This is a genomic window from Streptomyces sp. NPDC002779 (assembly GCF_042888685.1).
In the GTDB taxonomy this organism is placed as follows: domain Bacteria; phylum Actinomycetota; class Actinomycetes; order Streptomycetales; family Streptomycetaceae; genus Streptomyces.
This window is the reverse complement of sequence record NZ_JBIAQC010000005.1, coordinates 247,872-263,672: the sequence shown is the minus strand read 5'-3', so window position 1 is coordinate 263,672 and position 15,801 is coordinate 247,872. Positions and strand designations below refer to the sequence as shown.

General features: G+C 73.1%; 16 protein-coding genes. 7 read left to right on the top strand and 9 right to left on the bottom strand.

Annotation, left to right across the window (positions count from 1 at the left end; all coding sequences use genetic code 11):
• Window positions 1-52: 52 nt before the first annotated feature.
• Entirely contained in the window at window positions 53-343 is a 291-nt protein-coding gene (locus ACFYW5_RS16645; RefSeq protein WP_389417708.1) for a DUF6355 family natural product biosynthesis protein, read from the bottom strand.
• 275 nt (window positions 344-618) lie between these two features.
• Between ACFYW5_RS16645 and ACFYW5_RS16640 the strand changes: the two genes are divergently transcribed.
• The gene (locus ACFYW5_RS16640; RefSeq protein ID WP_389417707.1) at window positions 619-1,527 is read left to right on the top strand and encodes an RNA polymerase sigma-70 factor; all 909 of its coding nucleotides are present in this window, start codon (window positions 619-621) and stop codon (window positions 1,525-1,527) included.
• A 36-nt stretch (window positions 1,528-1,563) separates the two neighbouring features.
• Here the strand turns inward: ACFYW5_RS16640 and ACFYW5_RS16635 are convergent, their stop codons facing one another.
• Entirely contained in the window at window positions 1,564-2,229 is a 666-nt protein-coding gene (locus tag ACFYW5_RS16635; RefSeq protein WP_389417706.1) for a nitroreductase, read from the bottom strand.
• Between the two features lie 248 nt (window positions 2,230-2,477).
• On the opposite strand from ACFYW5_RS16635, the gene ACFYW5_RS16630 reads away from it, so the two are divergent.
• Together ACFYW5_RS16630 and ACFYW5_RS16625 are read left to right on the top strand one after the other, a co-directional pair.
• Window positions 2,478-2,906 (top strand): VOC family protein, encoded by a 429-nt coding sequence (locus ACFYW5_RS16630; RefSeq protein WP_389417705.1) that lies wholly within the window; start codon window positions 2,478-2,480, stop codon window positions 2,904-2,906.
• Between the two features lie 230 nt (window positions 2,907-3,136).
• A complete protein-coding gene (locus ACFYW5_RS16625) occupies window positions 3,137-4,753 on the top strand; it encodes an MFS transporter (RefSeq protein WP_389417704.1) in 1,617 nt (538 codons plus the stop codon).
• Here ACFYW5_RS16625 and ACFYW5_RS16620 read toward each other — a convergent pair.
• From ACFYW5_RS16620 to ACFYW5_RS16595, 6 genes are all read right to left on the bottom strand, one after another.
• Entirely contained in the window at window positions 4,734-5,030 is a 297-nt protein-coding gene (locus tag ACFYW5_RS16620; RefSeq protein ID WP_389417703.1) for a hypothetical protein, read from the bottom strand. The genes ACFYW5_RS16625 and ACFYW5_RS16620 overlap by 20 nt on opposite strands.
• Window positions 5,031-5,149: 119 nt before the next feature.
• Entirely contained in the window at window positions 5,150-5,797 is a 648-nt protein-coding gene (locus ACFYW5_RS16615) for a TetR/AcrR family transcriptional regulator (protein ID WP_389417702.1), read from the bottom strand.
• A gap of 122 nt (window positions 5,798-5,919) precedes the next feature.
• Complete coding sequence (locus ACFYW5_RS16610; RefSeq protein WP_389417701.1) at window positions 5,920-7,164, bottom strand: FAD-dependent monooxygenase; 1,245 nt, start codon at window positions 7,162-7,164, stop codon at window positions 5,920-5,922.
• Window positions 7,165-7,195: 31 nt separating this feature from the next.
• Window positions 7,196-7,870, bottom strand: coding sequence for a maleylpyruvate isomerase family mycothiol-dependent enzyme (locus ACFYW5_RS16605; protein ID WP_389417700.1), 675 nt, complete (start codon window positions 7,868-7,870; stop codon window positions 7,196-7,198).
• Window positions 7,870-8,709 carry a fumarylacetoacetate hydrolase family protein gene (locus ACFYW5_RS16600; protein WP_389417699.1) on the bottom strand — a complete coding sequence of 280 codons (840 nt, stop codon included), beginning with the start codon at window positions 8,707-8,709 and terminating at the stop codon, window positions 7,870-7,872. The genes ACFYW5_RS16605 and ACFYW5_RS16600 overlap by 1 nt, the downstream gene beginning before the upstream one ends.
• Window positions 8,706-9,875, bottom strand: a complete 1,170-nt coding sequence (locus ACFYW5_RS16595) for a cupin domain-containing protein (RefSeq protein WP_389417698.1) — start codon at window positions 9,873-9,875, stop codon at window positions 8,706-8,708. The genes ACFYW5_RS16600 and ACFYW5_RS16595 overlap by 4 nt, the downstream gene beginning before the upstream one ends.
• Before the next feature lie 78 nt (window positions 9,876-9,953).
• Here ACFYW5_RS16595 and ACFYW5_RS16590 point away from each other — a divergent pair, with 78 nt between their 5' ends.
• The 4 genes from ACFYW5_RS16590 (at window position 9,954) to ACFYW5_RS16575 (ending at window position 15,532) form a co-directional block, all read left to right on the top strand.
• On the top strand, window positions 9,954-10,730 hold the full coding sequence (locus tag ACFYW5_RS16590; RefSeq protein ID WP_389417697.1) for an IclR family transcriptional regulator: 777 nt from the start codon (window positions 9,954-9,956) through the stop codon (window positions 10,728-10,730).
• 135 nt (window positions 10,731-10,865) lie between these two features.
• Window positions 10,866-12,563 (top strand): ABC transporter ATP-binding protein, encoded by a 1,698-nt coding sequence (locus ACFYW5_RS16585; protein WP_389417696.1) that lies wholly within the window; start codon window positions 10,866-10,868, stop codon window positions 12,561-12,563.
• The gene (locus tag ACFYW5_RS16580) at window positions 12,560-14,407 is read left to right on the top strand and encodes an ABC transporter ATP-binding protein (RefSeq protein ID WP_389417695.1); all 1,848 of its coding nucleotides are present in this window, start codon (window positions 12,560-12,562) and stop codon (window positions 14,405-14,407) included. The genes ACFYW5_RS16585 and ACFYW5_RS16580 overlap by 4 nt, the downstream gene beginning before the upstream one ends.
• A 54-nt stretch (window positions 14,408-14,461) precedes the next feature.
• On the top strand, window positions 14,462-15,532 hold the full coding sequence (locus ACFYW5_RS16575; RefSeq protein ID WP_389417694.1) for an iron-siderophore ABC transporter substrate-binding protein: 1,071 nt from the start codon (window positions 14,462-14,464) through the stop codon (window positions 15,530-15,532).
• Between the two features lie 51 nt (window positions 15,533-15,583).
• Here the strand turns inward: ACFYW5_RS16575 and ACFYW5_RS16570 are convergent, their stop codons facing one another.
• Window positions 15,584-15,793, bottom strand: a complete 210-nt coding sequence (locus ACFYW5_RS16570) for an MbtH family protein (RefSeq protein ID WP_269657572.1) — start codon at window positions 15,791-15,793, stop codon at window positions 15,584-15,586.
• Window positions 15,794-15,801: the final 8 nt, after the last annotated feature.

The following is a 15,801-nucleotide window of genomic DNA, read 5'->3' as shown; positions in this document are numbered from 1 at the left end:
GAGGGGCGGACCGGCCGCAAGGCCCGTCCGCCCCCGTGCGCGTGTTCCCCGATCAGCAGGTGCGGCCCAGGTAGTACGCGCCGTCGATCTTGGAGGAGGAGCCCAGCCAGGTCTTGCCGGGGGCGACACATCGCTCGTAGTCGGGGGCCCAGGCGGCCTCGACCTTGATGACGACCCGGGAGCCGTCCGAGGTGCAGTGGTGGTAGTAGGCGTCGGAGCCGGTCTCGAAGAAGCCGCACGGGTCGGCGACGGCGGAACCGGCGGCCGTGGTGACCACGCCGAAGGAGGAGAGGACGAGGGCCGCGCTGCCGAGGGCGCCGGTCACGAATCGACGAACAGACAAGGAAAACTCCATGCGGTGAGGGACCGGGCCCCGGGCCGGCGGCCGATCCGATGATCAATGCCGAGCCAGGATCACCGCTTCCCGCCGCCGAGTTGATCAAGTGGTGGTCCTCTTCACCCGGCGTATCGATTTGTCGTTGCGCCGATCGGTTGACGAGGACTCAAGGCGGCCCAGAGGTTGTCGATCCTGCGCCCGCGCCATACCCCATCGATGTCACAGAACTATGGCGCCCGGTGTCCTGTGGGGGACGCAGTCGTCAGCGGAGGGGGCCACACATGGCAGGCACGACACAGGCGGGCGACTCGGCCACGAGGGCGTTCGTCGCGCACCGCAATCTGCTCTTCACCGTGGCCTACGAGCTGCTCGGCTCGGCCGCCGACGCCGAGGACGTTCTCCAGGAGACCTGGCTGCGCTGGGCGGGCGTCGACGTGGCCGCCGTACAGAATCAGCGCGCGTACCTCGTACGGATCGCCACCCGCCAGGCTCTCGTCCGGCTGCGCACCCTGGAGCGCCGCAGGGAGACCTACGTCGGCCCCTGGCTGCCCGAGCCGCTGCTGACGGCGCCGGACGTGGCGGAGGACGTGGAGCTGGCCGACAGCGTCTCGATGGCGATGCTGCTGGTGCTGGAGACGCTCACGCCGACCGAGCGGGCGGTGTTCGTGCTGCGGGAGGTGTTCGCCCTCGACTACGACGAGATCGCCGAGGCCGTGGAGAAGAAGCCGGCGGCGGTACGGCAGATCGCCCACCGGGCCCGGTCGCATGTCGCCGCGCGCCGCCCGCGCGGAGAGGTCTCGGCGGCGGAGTCCAAGGCCGTGCTCGGGGCCTTCCGACGCGCGGTGGAGACAGGGGACTTGCAGGGCCTGCTCGACATCCTCGCGCCGGATGTCGTGTTCCTGGGCGACGGCGGCGGGGTCGCCCAGGCCGCACTGTCGCCGATCGTGGGCGCCGGGAGCGTAGCGGCACTCCTGGCCGCGTCCCGGCTGGCCTCGGTGGCCCCGCTGGAGCCGGCCCTGGTCAACGGCTCCCCCGCGCTGGTCCTGCGCCTTCACGGGGAGGTCGACACGGTGCTGGCGGTGCGCATCGACGAGGGCCTCATCTCGGGCCTGTACGCGGTCCGCAACCCTGAGAAGCTGGCGCGGATGGGGCGGGAGACGGAGCTGCGGCGCCGGGTGAGCACGTACTGAGGGCGTTGCGCCGGAGCGTGGCGGACACTCCGGCGGTCACATGCCGATGAAGCTCACCGTCTCCGTCATCTCCGCGCGCCCCGTGCGCAGCGCCGGCACGCCTTCCTTCTCGAATCCCACCGCGACCCCGCAGAAGAGCACGAGCCCGTCGTCCGCCCCGACCGCCCGGCTCACGGTCCTGCGGTACATCGTCCACATCACCTGGGGGCAGCTGTGCAGCCCCTCCGCCCTCAGCAGCAGCATGACCGTCTGGAGGTACATCCCCGCGTCCCCCCACTGTCCGGGCCCCATCGCCCGGTCGAGGTAGCAGAACAGGACGACCGGCGCCCCGAACGCCTCCGAGTTCAGGGCGGCGATCTTCCTGGGGCGGTCGGGGTCGTCGCGCTCGATGCCCAGCGCCGCGTACCGCTGGGCGGCCGCGGCGGAGAAGCGGTCCGGATACGGCGAGGCCAGTCCCGCCGGATACATCGGGTACTCCCGCTCGTCACCCGGGTCACCGGCCAGGGCCCTGGCCGTCGCGTGGCGCTTCAGCTCGGCCAGGGGGTCGCCGGTGACGACGTACAGGTGCCACGGCTGGAGGTTCCCGCTGGACGGGGCCCGGGTCGCCGCCGTCAGCACCCGCTCCAGCACCTCTCGGCGTACCGGCTCGGCGCTGAACGCCCGTACGGCCCGGCGGCTGTCCACGGCCTCGTACACATCCACGTCTTCTCGCCCTTTCCCCCGCACCGGAGCCGCGACAGCGGAAACCGCGTTGCCCCGGACCGTGGCGATCACTAAGGTCCTTCGGGTGACTGCCGGGTCGGCCATGGGCCATGCACGAGTGAGCGTCCCGGCCTCGGCGTGAGCCCGAGGCGGGCCAGAGCCCCGCCCTCCCCTCCGCGTCCTCCCGTAGGCGCCCGCACGCGGCGCCCGACCCAGCGGATACCGAGACCCGGAGAAACCCACCACACATGCCGAACGAACAGCAGCACCCGCACGCTCCCGAACTGCCTACGACCTCCGTCCAGTTGAACCACACCGCCGTCTACGCCACCGACCGGCAGCTGTCCGCCGAGTTCCTGGCCGCCATCCTGGGACTTGAGGTCGGCGCCCCCTTCGGGCCGTTCCTCCCCGTCGACCTCGGCAATGGCGTCACGCTCGACTACTACGAGATGCGTACCGAGCCGATCCAGCCGCAGCACTACGCGTTCCTCGTGCCCGACGAGCAGTTCGACGGCATGATCGCCCGCCTGGAGACCGTCGGGGTCACCTACTACGCCGACCCCGGTCACACCGAACCCGGCCGGATCAACCGCCTGTTCGGCGGTCGCGGCGCCTACTTCGACGACCCGGACGGCCACAACATGGAGATCATCACCCGGCCCTACGCCCGCCCCTAGCCGGCACTCCTCGCCTGGCCCTGCTCCTCCGGCCCCCACGCCTGGAGCAGGGCCAGGCACTTGTCGTCGCGCAGCAGGTGAACAGGAACTCGTCGACGCCGTCGAGCACCACCTCCTTGCTTGCACACCCATGGGCAATAACCTAATCTGCACATGAGTGAGCAATTAACTGCCATCGTGCCGTAGGCGCACCCCCGCCTTCCGCCCCTCCCTGAATCTCAGGACGTTCCATGCCGCTCTTCGCGAACACCCCCGTCGAGAAAATGCCCGGCCCCTACCCCCGCCGCTGGTGGGCCCTGCTCGTGCTCTGCCTCAGCCTGCTGGTCGTCGTCATGGCGAACACCTCGCTGATCGTGGCCGCGCCCGACATGACGAGGGACCTCGGGCTGTCCAGCAGTGACCTGCAGTGGGTCATCGACGGCTACACCGTCCCGTACGCCGCGCTGATGCTGGTCCTGGGGGCCCTGGGCGACAAGTACAGCCGGCGCGGCGCGCTCGTCAGCGGGCTGTTGATCTTCGCGGGCGGGTCGGTGATGGGCAGCGTGGTCGACGAGACCGAGCTGGTCATCGCGGCCCGCGCCATCATGGGCGTCGGCGCCGCCGTGGTCATGCCGGCCACGCTCTCCCTGCTGGTCGCCATCTTCCCCAGGGGCGAGCGGGTGCGGGCCATCACCGCCTGGACCGCCACCTCCGGCCTCGCCATCGCCGCGGGCCCGCTGCTGGCCGGCCGGCTGCTGGAGGACCACGCCTGGGGCTCGACGTTCCTGATCAACGTGCCCATCGTCCTCGTCGGCGTGGTCGGCGCGCTGGTCCTCGTCCCGCCGTCCAAGGCACAGGGCATGGGGCGGATCGACTACGTCGGCGGTCTGCTCTCCATCGCCTCCGTCGCCGCGCTCGTCTACGCGATCATCGAGGGCCCGCACTTCGGCTGGGGCGCCGGACCGGTCACCGCGGCCGTGGTCGCCGGCGCCGGTCTGCTCGCGTTCGTCGTGTGGGAGCTGCGCCATCCGCACCCGATGCTGGACGTGCGCAAGTTCCTCCAGCGGCCCTTCAGCGGCTCGATGATCGCGGTGCTGTTCTTCTTCTTCGGCACCTTCGGCTCGATCTACTACTCCACCCAGTTCCTGCAGTTCGTCCTCGGCTACGACGCCCTGGAGACCGGTCTCCGGCTGACGCCGCTGGCCGGGGCCGTGTTCGTCGGCGCCGCCGTCACCGGCAGGCTGTCGCCCAGGCTCGGGGTGAAGGCGATGGTCGGGACCGGGATGGTGCTCGGCGCGGTGGCCGTCTTCCTGCTCACCCTGGTCGACGCCGGCTCGGGGTACTCCGCCTTCCTGCCGACCATGCTGCTGCTCGGTTTCGCGATCGGCCTCAGCGTCTCCCCCGCCACCGACACGATCATGGGCTCCTTCCCCGAGTCGGAGCTGGGCGTCGGCGGCGGCGCCAACGACACCTCGCTGGAACTCGGCGGTTCCCTCGGCATCGCGCTGCTGGGCTCGCTGCTCAGCACGTCCTACCAGGACAGGCTGACCGACCTGGTCGGCGGACAGTTGCCGGCCGAGGTCCTGCACACCGCCCAGGAGTCGGCGGGCGGTGGCCTCGCCGTCGCCGAGGAGATCGCCGAGGACCCGGCCGGCGGCGCCCAGCAGGCCCAGGCCCTGGTCGACGCGGTGCACGAGGCGTTCGCCCACGGGGTCGCGTACACCAGCCTCGTCGGCGGCATCGTCATGGCCGCCGGTGCCGTGCTCGTCCTGCTCGTCCTGCCGGGCAACCGCGCCATGAAGCAGCACCAGGAGCAGTCGCCCGAGCCGCGGGAGGAGCGGGTGAGCGCTAGCGGGTCACCACGGTGAGCACCGGGTAGATCCTCGGCGTGGTTTCGGGGATGCCGAGTTCCTGGAGGATGGGCCCGAGGGTCTCCCCGAACTCCCGGAACGCCTCCTCGGACTCCCATACGTCGACCACGAGCCAGCCGTCGGAGGTGGGGGCGGCGGTGTGCGAGACGAGGCCGGCCACCGGCCAGTCCGAGGGGCTCGTCAGGGGGCCGGGGCGGCCGGTCAGCCGCTCCACGCTCTGCTCGTACTGGGCCTGGGTCATCCCCGGCAGTTCGTGGACCACGACGACGGACATGGGGCGCTCCTCACAGGGCGGTACAGGGTCCGGCCCAGTCGACCACCCCGCCGCGTCAGGGGCGCGTCGGCCTGAGCCGTACGGAGCACACGGGGCAGGCCGCAGGCGGGACCGTCGGGTCAGTCGTCGGCGCCGACCGTGCGGACCGCCGTCGGCGCGATCTCGGCGACCACCCCGCTCGCCCGCTCCTGCGGCACCCCGGCGGCGATCAGCGTGGTGAGGGCGGTCCTGGCGCCGTCGTCCGCCAGCGCCCCGGTGTTGACCTCCTCCAGCAGCGCGACGTGCATGGCCTCGAGACCGGCGCTCAGCACGGCGGGCGGCAGATGGGTGTGGAAGACACCGTCCCGCTGGCCCCTTTCCAGGATGGCGGTGACCTCGGAGCGGGCCGGGGACAGGATCTCCGTGACGCGCTCGATGCCGAGGTCGCGCCGGGCGAGCGCCAGGAGCATCCGGTAGCGGTCGCCGACGGGCCACATGGTGAGGACGAAGTGTGCGAGCGCCCGGTCGGCCGGTTCGGCGGGCCTGACCGCCTCGGCCAGCGCGGCGCGCAGCGACTCGGACGCCTCCTCGGCGAGCGCCTCCAGCAGCGCCGGGCGCCCGGGGAAGTGACCGAAGAGCGTGCGCCGTACGACGCCGGAGGCCCGCGCCAGTTCCTCCAGCGTGATGTCGGGATTGCGGCCGAGCTCCTGGCGGGCGGTGGCCAGGATGCGCGCCCGGTTGGACCGCGCGTTGCGTCGCTGCGGCACGCGGGCCACGGGCTTGGTCACGGGGAACCTCGGTGAAGCGGTACGGGGGGACGACGGGGGACCGGAGGCGGTCGTCTTCATTCTGGCACGACGGGCGCTCCCCGCCCGGCCGTTGGCCGGCGAGGGTGCGCGGGTCGTCGTGCTCATCCTCCGGCCGCCTCCGCGGGCGCCGAGGACAGCGGGACCGGGGTGAACATGGGCGGCTCCTCCTCGGGCGTGAGCGCGGTGGGGCCGTACACCCAGTCGGTGAAGGAGTAGTCGTAGGTGTCCCGCTCCCGCATGATCGCGTTGCGCCGGCGCCGGGGCTCGCCGTCGAGGTGCCACAGCTCGCCCCAGGCACGGGCCGTGGTCTGCACCCGCCGGCAGTGCGGCACGCGAACCGCCTCGTAGGCCGCGAGGGCCGCGTCCCAGTCCGGGTGCCGGGCATGGTGCTCGGCCAGTACCCAGCCGTCCTCGATCGCCATGATCGCGCCCTGCGCCAGGTACTGGAGGGGCGGGTGGGCGGCGTCACCGAGCAGGGCGATCCGGCCGTGCACCCAGGTGTCCACGGGGTCGCGGTCGAGCATCTGCCACCGACGGTCCCGCCACATCAGCGGGATGCCCTTGCGTACGGTGTCGCAGGTGGCCTCGAAGGCCGCGTCCAGCTCGTCGGGGGTGCCCCAGTCGGCCTGTCCGGCCAGGGCCTTGGGCGACTCGAAGACGGCGACCTGGTTGAACATGTCGCCGCCGCGCAGGGCGTATTGGACGAAGTGGCAACGGGGGCCGACATGGACGGTGACGTCCTTCTCGGCGATGCCGTTCTCCCGGACCTGCCCGATCGGGACGGCGGCACGGTAGGCGACGTAGTGGGAGCTGACGACGTCGTCGCCGACGAGCAGGCGGCGGGCCGTGGAGTGCAGCCCGTCGGCCGCGACGACCAGCGGGGCGGACTCGGTCCGGCCGTCCTCCAGCACGGCCCGGGCCCCGCCGGGAGTGTTGTCGTAGCCGATGACGGTCCGGTCGGTCAGCAGCTCGACACCGGCGCGTTCGCAGGCGCGCAGGAAGATGCCGTGCAGATCGCTGCGGTGGATGACCATGTACGGGAAGCCGTACCGGCGTTCGAGGTCGCGCAGGTCCAGCCGGGTCAGCTCCCGGCCGTCGAGCGCGTCGCGCATCACCATGTGCTCGGGGAGGACGCCGAGCGTCTTGGCCTCCTCCAGCAGGCCGTACTCGGCGAGGATGCGGGTGCAGTTGGGTGCGATCTGGAGGCCCGCGCCCACCTCGCCGAACTCCTCGGCGCGTTCGAGGACGCGCACCCGCAGTCCCTGGCGGGCCAGGGCGAAGGCGGCACCGAGGCCGCCGATCCCGCCGCCGACGATGAGGACGTCGGGGCCGCAGGGAGGGTTCATGATCTGCTCCTTCGGTCGCGGGCGGCGGCGCTCAGAGCCAGGGGCCCAGGGCGGGGGCGGATGTGCCGGTGTCCCGGCCGGTCAGATATGCGGCCAGGTCGGGCAACTCGGCGGTGAGGAGCGTGGGTTCGCCCTCGCCCGGCAGGTCCCAGGCGGCGGTCGGGGCCCGCAGGGCGACGGCCGGGCCCGGTGCCGCCGACCGTTTGGCCACGACGTCGTCGCACAGCGCCGTGAGGAAGTCGTCCGGGAGATCGGCGAAGGTGACGGTGGCCGCCAGATCGACGGCGTGCACGCAGACCTCGCGGGCCCGCAGCCAGGGCACCTCGGTGGCCGGTACGGTCCGGCCCTGCGCGGTGACGACCCGCGCCCGCCACTGCGCCTCGCCGAGCGCGGCCATCCCCTTCTCCAGGGCGTGCGCGGAGTCGCGCAGCCACGCGGTGAGTTGGGCGGCGGGCAGGGCTCGGCCCCGCTCGATGCCCCGGGCGCGCTCCTCGGGCGAGGCGTACATCGGGGTGGCTTCGCCGGTGGCGGCCCAGTGCACGAGGTTGAGAAGCGCGTCGGCGTTGGCCGCCACATGGGCGACCAGGTGCGCGCGGGTCCAGCCGGGCAGGGCGCTCGGCTCGTCGAAGCCTGTGTCCACCGCCCCCAGGAGCAGCTCGGTGCCGAGCCGGGCCCAGCGGCGGGCGTCATCGAGGGTGCGCGGCATCAGGCGGACTTCTCCTCGACGACCCGGTTCTCCAGGCGGCCGATGCCCTGGATCTCGGTGACGACGGTTTCACCGCCCAGGAGGTAGCGCTCCGGCCGGCGGGCGTGGCCTACGCCACCGGGGGTGCCGGTGGCGATGATGTCGCCGGGGTTGAGGCGGACGACGGTGGAGACGTACCCGATCAGGTCGACGGGGTCGAACAGCAGGTCGCCGGTGGAGTCGGACTGCATGACCTCGCCGTCCACCCGCAGCGTCACGTCCAGGGCGGGGCGCACCCCGCCGGGCAGCTCGTCCGGGGTGACCAGGAAGGGGCCGACGGGGGTGGAGGAGTCCCACATCTTGCCCTGGAGCCATTCGCGGGTGCGGAACTGCCAGTCCCGGCAGGTGATGTCGTTGAGCACGGTGAACCCGGCGATGGCCGCCTCCGCCTCGGCGCCCCGGGCGCGGCGCGCGGGGGCGCCGACGACGACGGCGAGTTCGGCCTCCCAGTCGAACTTCGCGGTCTCCTGCGGGCGCACGATGTCGTCGTGGGCGCCGATCAGGCAGTCCGCGAACTTCGCGAACAGCGTGGGGTGTTCGGGCAGGTCGCGGCCCATCTCCTGGATGTGGTTGCGGTAGTTGAGGCCGACGCAGACCACCTTGGTGGGGGCGGGGACCACGGGCGCGAAGTCGGCGCCGTCGAGGGAGTACGTCGTTCCGGTCACCGTCGCGGCCAGGCCCTGCCAGTCGTCCTGGCCGAGCAGAGCGCCCACGTCGGGGAACCCGAGGTCGACCAGCCCTGCCCCGTCGAGGCGTACGGCCCTCGTCGTACCGCCGGTGCGGAGGGTCGCGAGCTTCATCGGGGGGTTCCTTCCACGTGGGTGCGGTCGAGCCGCAGGGCTTCGAGGACGGGCGCGTCGCTGAACCGGAACAGGTCCAGGGCGCCCGAGTCGGAGTCGGTGGTGCCGGCCTCGGAGCGGACCGAGAAGGGTTGCCAGGAGGGGACCACGAAGAGGTCGCCGCGGGTGACCGACCAGGTGACGTCGCCGACGGTGACGGTGCCGGAGCCGTCGAAGACCTGGTGGACCGACGAGCCCGTCTCGCGCACCGGAGCGGTCTCGGTGCCGCGGGCGATCCGGTGCATCTCGGCCCGCATCGTGGGCAGCACGTCGGCGCCGGTCGCCGGATCGGTGAACCGGACGGCGGCGTGACCGGGCTCGACGGTGCCGCCGTAGCCCTCCGCCTCCAGGGCGAGCTGGTCGGTGAGGGCGCGGTCGGTGTGCTCCCAGCGGTAGGCGAGCAGCGGTGAGCCGGGGCCGGTGGGCGCGGCGCCCACCGGGCGCAGGCCGGGGTGGCCCCACAGGCGTTCGGCGCGCGAGCGGTCGGGGGTGGTCCGCTCGGCGTCGCCGAGCCGGTCCCGGCCGAACTCGAAGAACTGGCTCTCGATGGCGTACTGGAAGGGGATGTCCAGGCCGTCGATCCAGGCCATCGGCTCGGCGGTGGCGTTGTGGTGGGCGTGCCGGTTCCAGCCGGCCTGCGGCAGGAAGTCACCGCGCCGCATGGCGACCGGGTCGCCTCCCACGACCGTCCACACGCCCTCGCCCTCCACGACGAAGCGGAAGGCGTGTTGGGTGTGCCGGTGCTCGGGGGCGTCCTCGCCGGGCATGAGGTACTGGATCGCGGCCCACAGCGTCGGTGTGGCGAAGGGCCGGCCGCCGAGGGAGGGGTTGGCCAGCGCGATGGCCCGCCGCTCGCCGCCCCGGCCGACCGGGACCAGGTCGCCGGCCCGGGCCGCGAGGTGCCGCAGCCGCTCCCAGCGCCACAGGTGCGGCAGGGCCCGGGAGCGCGGATGGGCGGGCATCAGGTCGCCTATCTCGGTCCACAGCGGGACGAGCAGTTCCTGTTCGAAGCCCCGGTACAGCTCTTCCAGCGCCGGGGTGACCTCGGGCTGCCCGTCCGCGGCGACGGCCTGGAGGCGGACCGGCGAACCCGTAGCGGTGTCGTGCGCGATGGAGGACTGAGTCACGGACGACAGCGTGCGCGGCGTCCGTGGGGAGAACGGTGAGATTCTGGAGAGCAGAATCCGAAGGGCAGGTCACCGGTCATGGACAAGCCGCTCAAGAATCCGCCGCCCTACCCCATCGCCAGCGTGGACCACGCGCTGCGGGCGGCGATCGTCCTGCAGATGGAGGGCGGCGCGACCGTGTCGCAGATCGCCGAGCGGCTGGGCGTCGCGAGGTCGACCGCCCATCGGATCCTCGCCATGCTCGTCTACCGGGACTTCGCCGTGCAGGACGAGGACCGCGTCTACCGCGCGGGCCCGGTGCTGGAACTCGCCGCGCACTCCCAGTCGCTCGTGTCCCGGCTGCGCACGGCGGCCCTCCCCCATCTGCACCGGGTGGTGGATCTGCTGGAGGAGACCGCCAACCTCATCGTGCGCACCGGGGACACGGCCCGGTTCGTCGCCGGCGTGGAGTGCCGGCAGGCGCTGCGGGTCGGCTCCCGGGAGGGCATGGTGTTCCCGGCGCACCGCACGACGGCGGGGCTGTTGCTGCTCGCCGACCTGCCCGAGGCGGAGCTGGCGGAGGTCTACGCTCCCGAGCGGTACCGTGACCGCCCGGCCGAGCGGCCCGATCTCGCCCGGCTGCGCACCGAGTTGAGACGGCTGCGGCGCAATGGCTTCGCCGTCAACCGGGAGCGCTCCGAGCGCGGCCTCGTCGCCGTCGGGGTGCCGGTGCGCGACCGGGACGGCACCGCGCTGGCGGGCCTGTCGGTGTCGATGCCCAGCGTGCGGTACGACCCGCACCGGCTCCAGCCCCTGGTCGCCACCCTCAACGCCACGGCCCACGCCCTGGAGAAGGACCTCGCCGAGCAGGACTGAGCGTCCCGGCCGCACGGCGCCAGTCCGTCGCACGACGGTGCGTCAAAGGGGTGACACAGCAAGCGAGTTGTGGTTAGCCTTACCTAAGTTTGTGTGCACGGTTTCAGGGCGCTGTGGATCCGGTCCGGAGGATGCGTGAGGAAAGCGGACCTGCCGGGACGGGACGTCCTGCGGCGTGCGGTGGGCGGTCAGCGCCGGGACGTCGCGCTCGGCGCGGTGCTGGGCATGGGCCACCAGACGGGCGAGGCCCTGGTGCCGCTCGTCATCGGACTCGCCATCGAGCGCGGTGTCGTGGACGGCGACGCCGCCGGACTGCTGCTGTGGCTCTGCGTCTTGGCCGTCGTCTACGTCGGCCTCTCCTTCAGTTTCCGCTTCTCCGCACGGGCCGGTGAACGCGCCTCCGTGACCGCCGCGCACCACCTGAGAACCGCGCTGGTCGAGCGGGTCCTCGCGCCCGAAGGCGGCGCGGCCGAGGGGCGGTTGCCCGGCGAGCTGGCCAACACCGCCACCGAGGACGCCAAACGGGTCGGCGCCGTCGCCATGGCCCTCATCGTCGGTATCGCGGCCTCCACCGGACTCGTGGTCGGCGCGGTCGTGCTGCTGCGCATGTCCGTACCCCTCGGGCTGCTCGTCCTGCTCGGCACCCCGCTGCTGCTGTGGCTCGGCCATCTGCTGAGCAAGCCCCTGGAGCGGCGCAGCGAGACCGAGCAGGAGCGCGCGGCCCACGCCTCGGGCGTGGCGGCCGACCTGGTGGCCGGACTACGCGTCCTCAAGGGCATCGGCGCCGAACCGGCGGCCGTGGCCCGCTACCGCCGGATCAGCCAGGACTCCCTCACCGCCACCCTGCGCGCGGCCCGGGCCGAGGCCTGGCAGAACGGCGTGGTGACCATGCTCACCGGCGCGTTCCTCGCCCTGGTCGCCCTGGTCGGCGGACGGCTCGCCGCACGCGGTGACATCAGCCTCGGCGAGCTGGTCTCCGCCGTCGCACTCGCCCTCTTCCTCATCGGCCCGCTCTCCGAATTCTCCTGGGTCAACGCCGAGTTGGCGCAGGGCCGGGCCTCCGCGGCGCGGATCGCGGAGATCCTTGGTGCGGGTCGTGCCGTCACGGCGAAGGTGTCCGGCGGGGCGCTCGGCCGCGTCGAGGGCAGGCTGCGGCTGCGCGGCCTGTCGTACGGCCCCCTGCGGGAGGTCGACCTGGACATCGCCCCCGGCGAGACGGTCGGCGTCGTCACCACCGACCCCGCCGACGCCGTCGCCCTGCTCCAGCTGCTCGCCCGCCACGCCGATCCCGACGAGGGCGCCGTGGAACTGGACGGCACGGACCTCACCGCGCTGGGCCTCGCCGAGCTGCGGGCCGCGCTCCTCGTCGCCGAGCACGACGCGGACCTGTTCGAGGGGAGCGTCCTGGACAACGTCACCGCGTCCGCGGGACCGGACGCCCCCGTGGCCGCCGCGATCACCGCGTCCGGCACCGACGAGGTGGTGGGCACCCTGCCCGACGGCGCCGACACCGCGGTCACCGCCCGCGGGCGCTCGCTCTCCGGCGGCCAGCGGCAGCGGGTGGCACTGGCGCGGGCGCTGGCCGCCGACACCCCGGTGCTCGTCCTGCACGAGCCCGCGACCGCGGTCGACGCCGTCACCGAGGTCCGGATGGCGGCCGGCCTGCGGGGCCTGCGCGGCGGCCGGACGACGGTACTGGTGACCAACAGCCCCGCCCTGCTCGCGGTGACCGACCGGGTCGTCCTGCTCGACCGGGGCTCGGTCGTCGCGGCCGACGCCCACGACCGGCTGGTCCACCAGCACGGCGCCTACCGTACGGCGGTCCTCGCATGACCGATTCCCCGACGGCACCCGAATCCTCCACCGCACCCGATTCCCCGACCGCGCCCGCATCCCCGTCCTCGCCCGGCACCGCCGCCCCCGAGTCCCAGTCCCCGCTGCTGCCCGTCGCGACCCCCGCCCGCACCCGCGCCGCCGTCGCCCGACTGCTGCGCCCGCAGCGGGCGTTGGCGCTGACCGCGTTCGCCGTCATGGTCGGTTCCACCGCCGTGGGACTGCTCACCCAGCCCCTGCTGGGCCGGATCGTGGACCTCACCGCCGACCGCGGCTCCGTCGACGCCATCACCACCACGGCCGCTCTGCTGGTCGCCGTCGCCGTGGCCCAGGGCGTCACCGCCGGGTTCGGCCTGTCGCTGATCTCCCGGCTCGGCGAGACCACGCTGGCCCGGCTGCGCGAGATGTTCGTCGAACGGGCCCTCGGCCTGCCGCTGGAGCGCGTGGAGCGGGCCGGCGCCGGTGATCTGACCGCCCGGGTCACCGCGGACGTCTCCCTCGTCGCCGACGCCGTGCGCAACGCCCTGCCGGAACTGGCCCGCTCCCTGCTGACGATCTTCCTGACGCTGGGCGCGATGGCGCTGCTCGACTGGCGGTTCCTGCTGGCCGCGCTGCTGGCGGTGCCCGTCCAGGTGGCCACCGCCCGCTGGTACGTGGCCCGTGCCGTCCCGCTCTACGCCGAGCAGCGGGTGGCCGCCGGCGCCCAGCAGCAGCAGCTGCTCGACACCGTCGCCGGGCACTCCACCGTGCGGGCGTTCCGGCTGGAGCGGGAGCACACCGAGCGGGTCACCGAGCGGTCCCGGTCCGTGGTGGCGCTGACCATGCGCGGGGTCCGTCTGGTCCTCGGCTTCTACAGCCGGCTGCACATCGCCGAGTACATCGGGCTCGCCGCGGTGCTGTTCACCGGGTACTGGCTGGTCCGCCAGGACTTGGCGTCCATCGGCACGGCGACCGCCGCCGCCCTGTACTTCCACAGCCTGTTCACCCCCGTCAACGCCGCCCTCGTCCTCCTCGACGACGCCCAGTCGGCCATGGCCGGCCTGGCCCGCCTCGTCGGCGTCACCGACCGGCCGGAGCCCGCGGAAGGTGCCCGGCCGGGCGGGACGGGCCGGGTCGAGGTCACCGTGCGCGGCCTCACGCACGCCTACCGGCCCGGCCATCCGGTGCTGCACGACATCGATCTGACGATCCGTCATGGCGAGCGAGTGGCCCTCGTCGGCGCCAGCGGGGCCGGCAAGACGACCCTGGCCAGACTCGTCGCGGGCATCCAGCCGCCCACCTCCGGCACCGTCCTGGTCGACGGCGTGCCGCCCGCCGAGCTGGGCCGGGCCGCCGCCCGCCGCACGGTCGCCCTGATCACCCAGGAGACCCATGTCTTTTCGGGCCCCCTCGCCGACGACCTCCGGCTCGCCAAGCCCGACGCCACCGACAGCGAACTGCGCGCCGCACTCGACCGCGTCGACGCCCTGGCCTGGGCCGAGGCGCTGCCCGACGGTCTCGCCACGGTCGTCGGTGACGGCGGCCACCGGCTCACCGGCGACCGGACCCAGGCCCTGGCGCTCGCCCGGCTGATCCTCACCGACCCGCCGCTGGTGATCCTCGACGAGGCCACCGCGGAAGCGGGCAGCGCCGGGGCGCGGGCGCTGGAGAAGGCCGTCGCCCGTGCCGTGGACGGCCGTACCGCGCTGATCGTGGCCCACCGCCTCAGCCAGGCGGCGACCGCCGACCGGATCGTCGTCATGGACGCCGGACGCGTCGTCGAGACCGGCACCCACGACGAACTGCGCGCCGCCGGCGGACGCTACGCCGCCCTCTGGGAGGCCTGGTCCGACATCCGCTCCTAGACGCACCGCAATCGCACGTCCGGCCCACAGGAAACCCGAACAGAAGGACCACCGATGTTCCGCTCCCGCCAGGCTCCCCGCCTCGCCGCCGCGCTCGCCTCGTCCCTGCTGCTCCTGACCGCCGCCACGGCCTGCGGCGACGACGACCCGGACGCCGACACCCAGGGCTCCGACCCGAAGGCGAGCGCGTCCGGCGGCGCCGCCTTCCCGGTCACCGTCGCGCACAAGTACGGCAGTACGACCGTCGAGTCCGAGCCGAAGCGGATCGTCACCGTCGGCCTCACCGACCAGGACTCGGTGCTCGCCCTCGGCACGGTCCCGGTCGGCACCACCGAGTGGCTCGGCGGCTACCGGGGCGCCGTCGGCCCCTGGGCCGAGGACCGGCTCGCCGGGGCCGAGGCGCCCACGGTCCTCAAGGACACCGGCACCGGACCGCAGGTGGAGAAGATCGCCGCGCTCGAGCCGGACCTGATCCTGGCCGTGTACGGCGGACTCACCAAGGAGCAGTACGAGTCGCTGTCCAAGTTCGCCCCCGTGGTCGCCCAGCCCAAGGAGTACAACGACTACGGCGTGCCGTGGCAGGAGCAGACCGCGACGATCGGCGCGGCGCTCGGCAAGAGCGAGGAGGCCACGGCGGCCGTCAAGAAGACCGAGGCCGCGATCGCGGCGGCCGTGCGGGAGCACCCCGAGTTCGCGGGGAAGACGGCCGTGATGGCGACGCCGTACGAGGGCATGTTCGTCTTCGGCAGCCAGGACCCGCGCTCGCATCTGCTGACCGACCTCGGCTTCGAACTGCCCAAGGACCTGGACAAGGCGATCGGTGACCAGTTCGGCGCGAACATCAGCAAGGAGCGCACCGATCTGCTGGATCAGGACGCGATCGTGTGGCAGGTCGGTGACGTCGTCAAGGACGCCGGCAAGCTGCACAAGGACGCCTCGTACAAGGACCTGGACGTGGTGGCCGAGGGGCGCGAGGTCTACGTCAACGAGACCAGCGACTACGGCAACGCCCTCTCCATGGGTACGGTCCTGAGCCTGCCGTACGTGGTCGAGCGGCTGGCCCCGCAGCTCGCGGCGGCCGTCGACGGCAAGGCGGACACGAAGGTGGCGCAGCCCGCGTCCTGACACGGATGAGGGGGCGGCCACGGGGCCGCCCCCTCCTGTGGTCCGGTGTGTTCAGTTGTCCATGGCCTCGGCCAGGCTCCGGGGCCGCATGTCGGTCCAGTGGGTCTCGACGTACTCCAGACAGGACTGTCGCGCCGCGGGTCCGTGGACCACCCGCCAGCCCGCCGGTACGTCGGCGAAGTCCGGCCACAGGCTGTGCTGGTTCTCGTCGTTGACGAGCACCAGGTAGACGCCCTCGGGGTCCTCGAAGGGATTGCTCATGCTGCCGT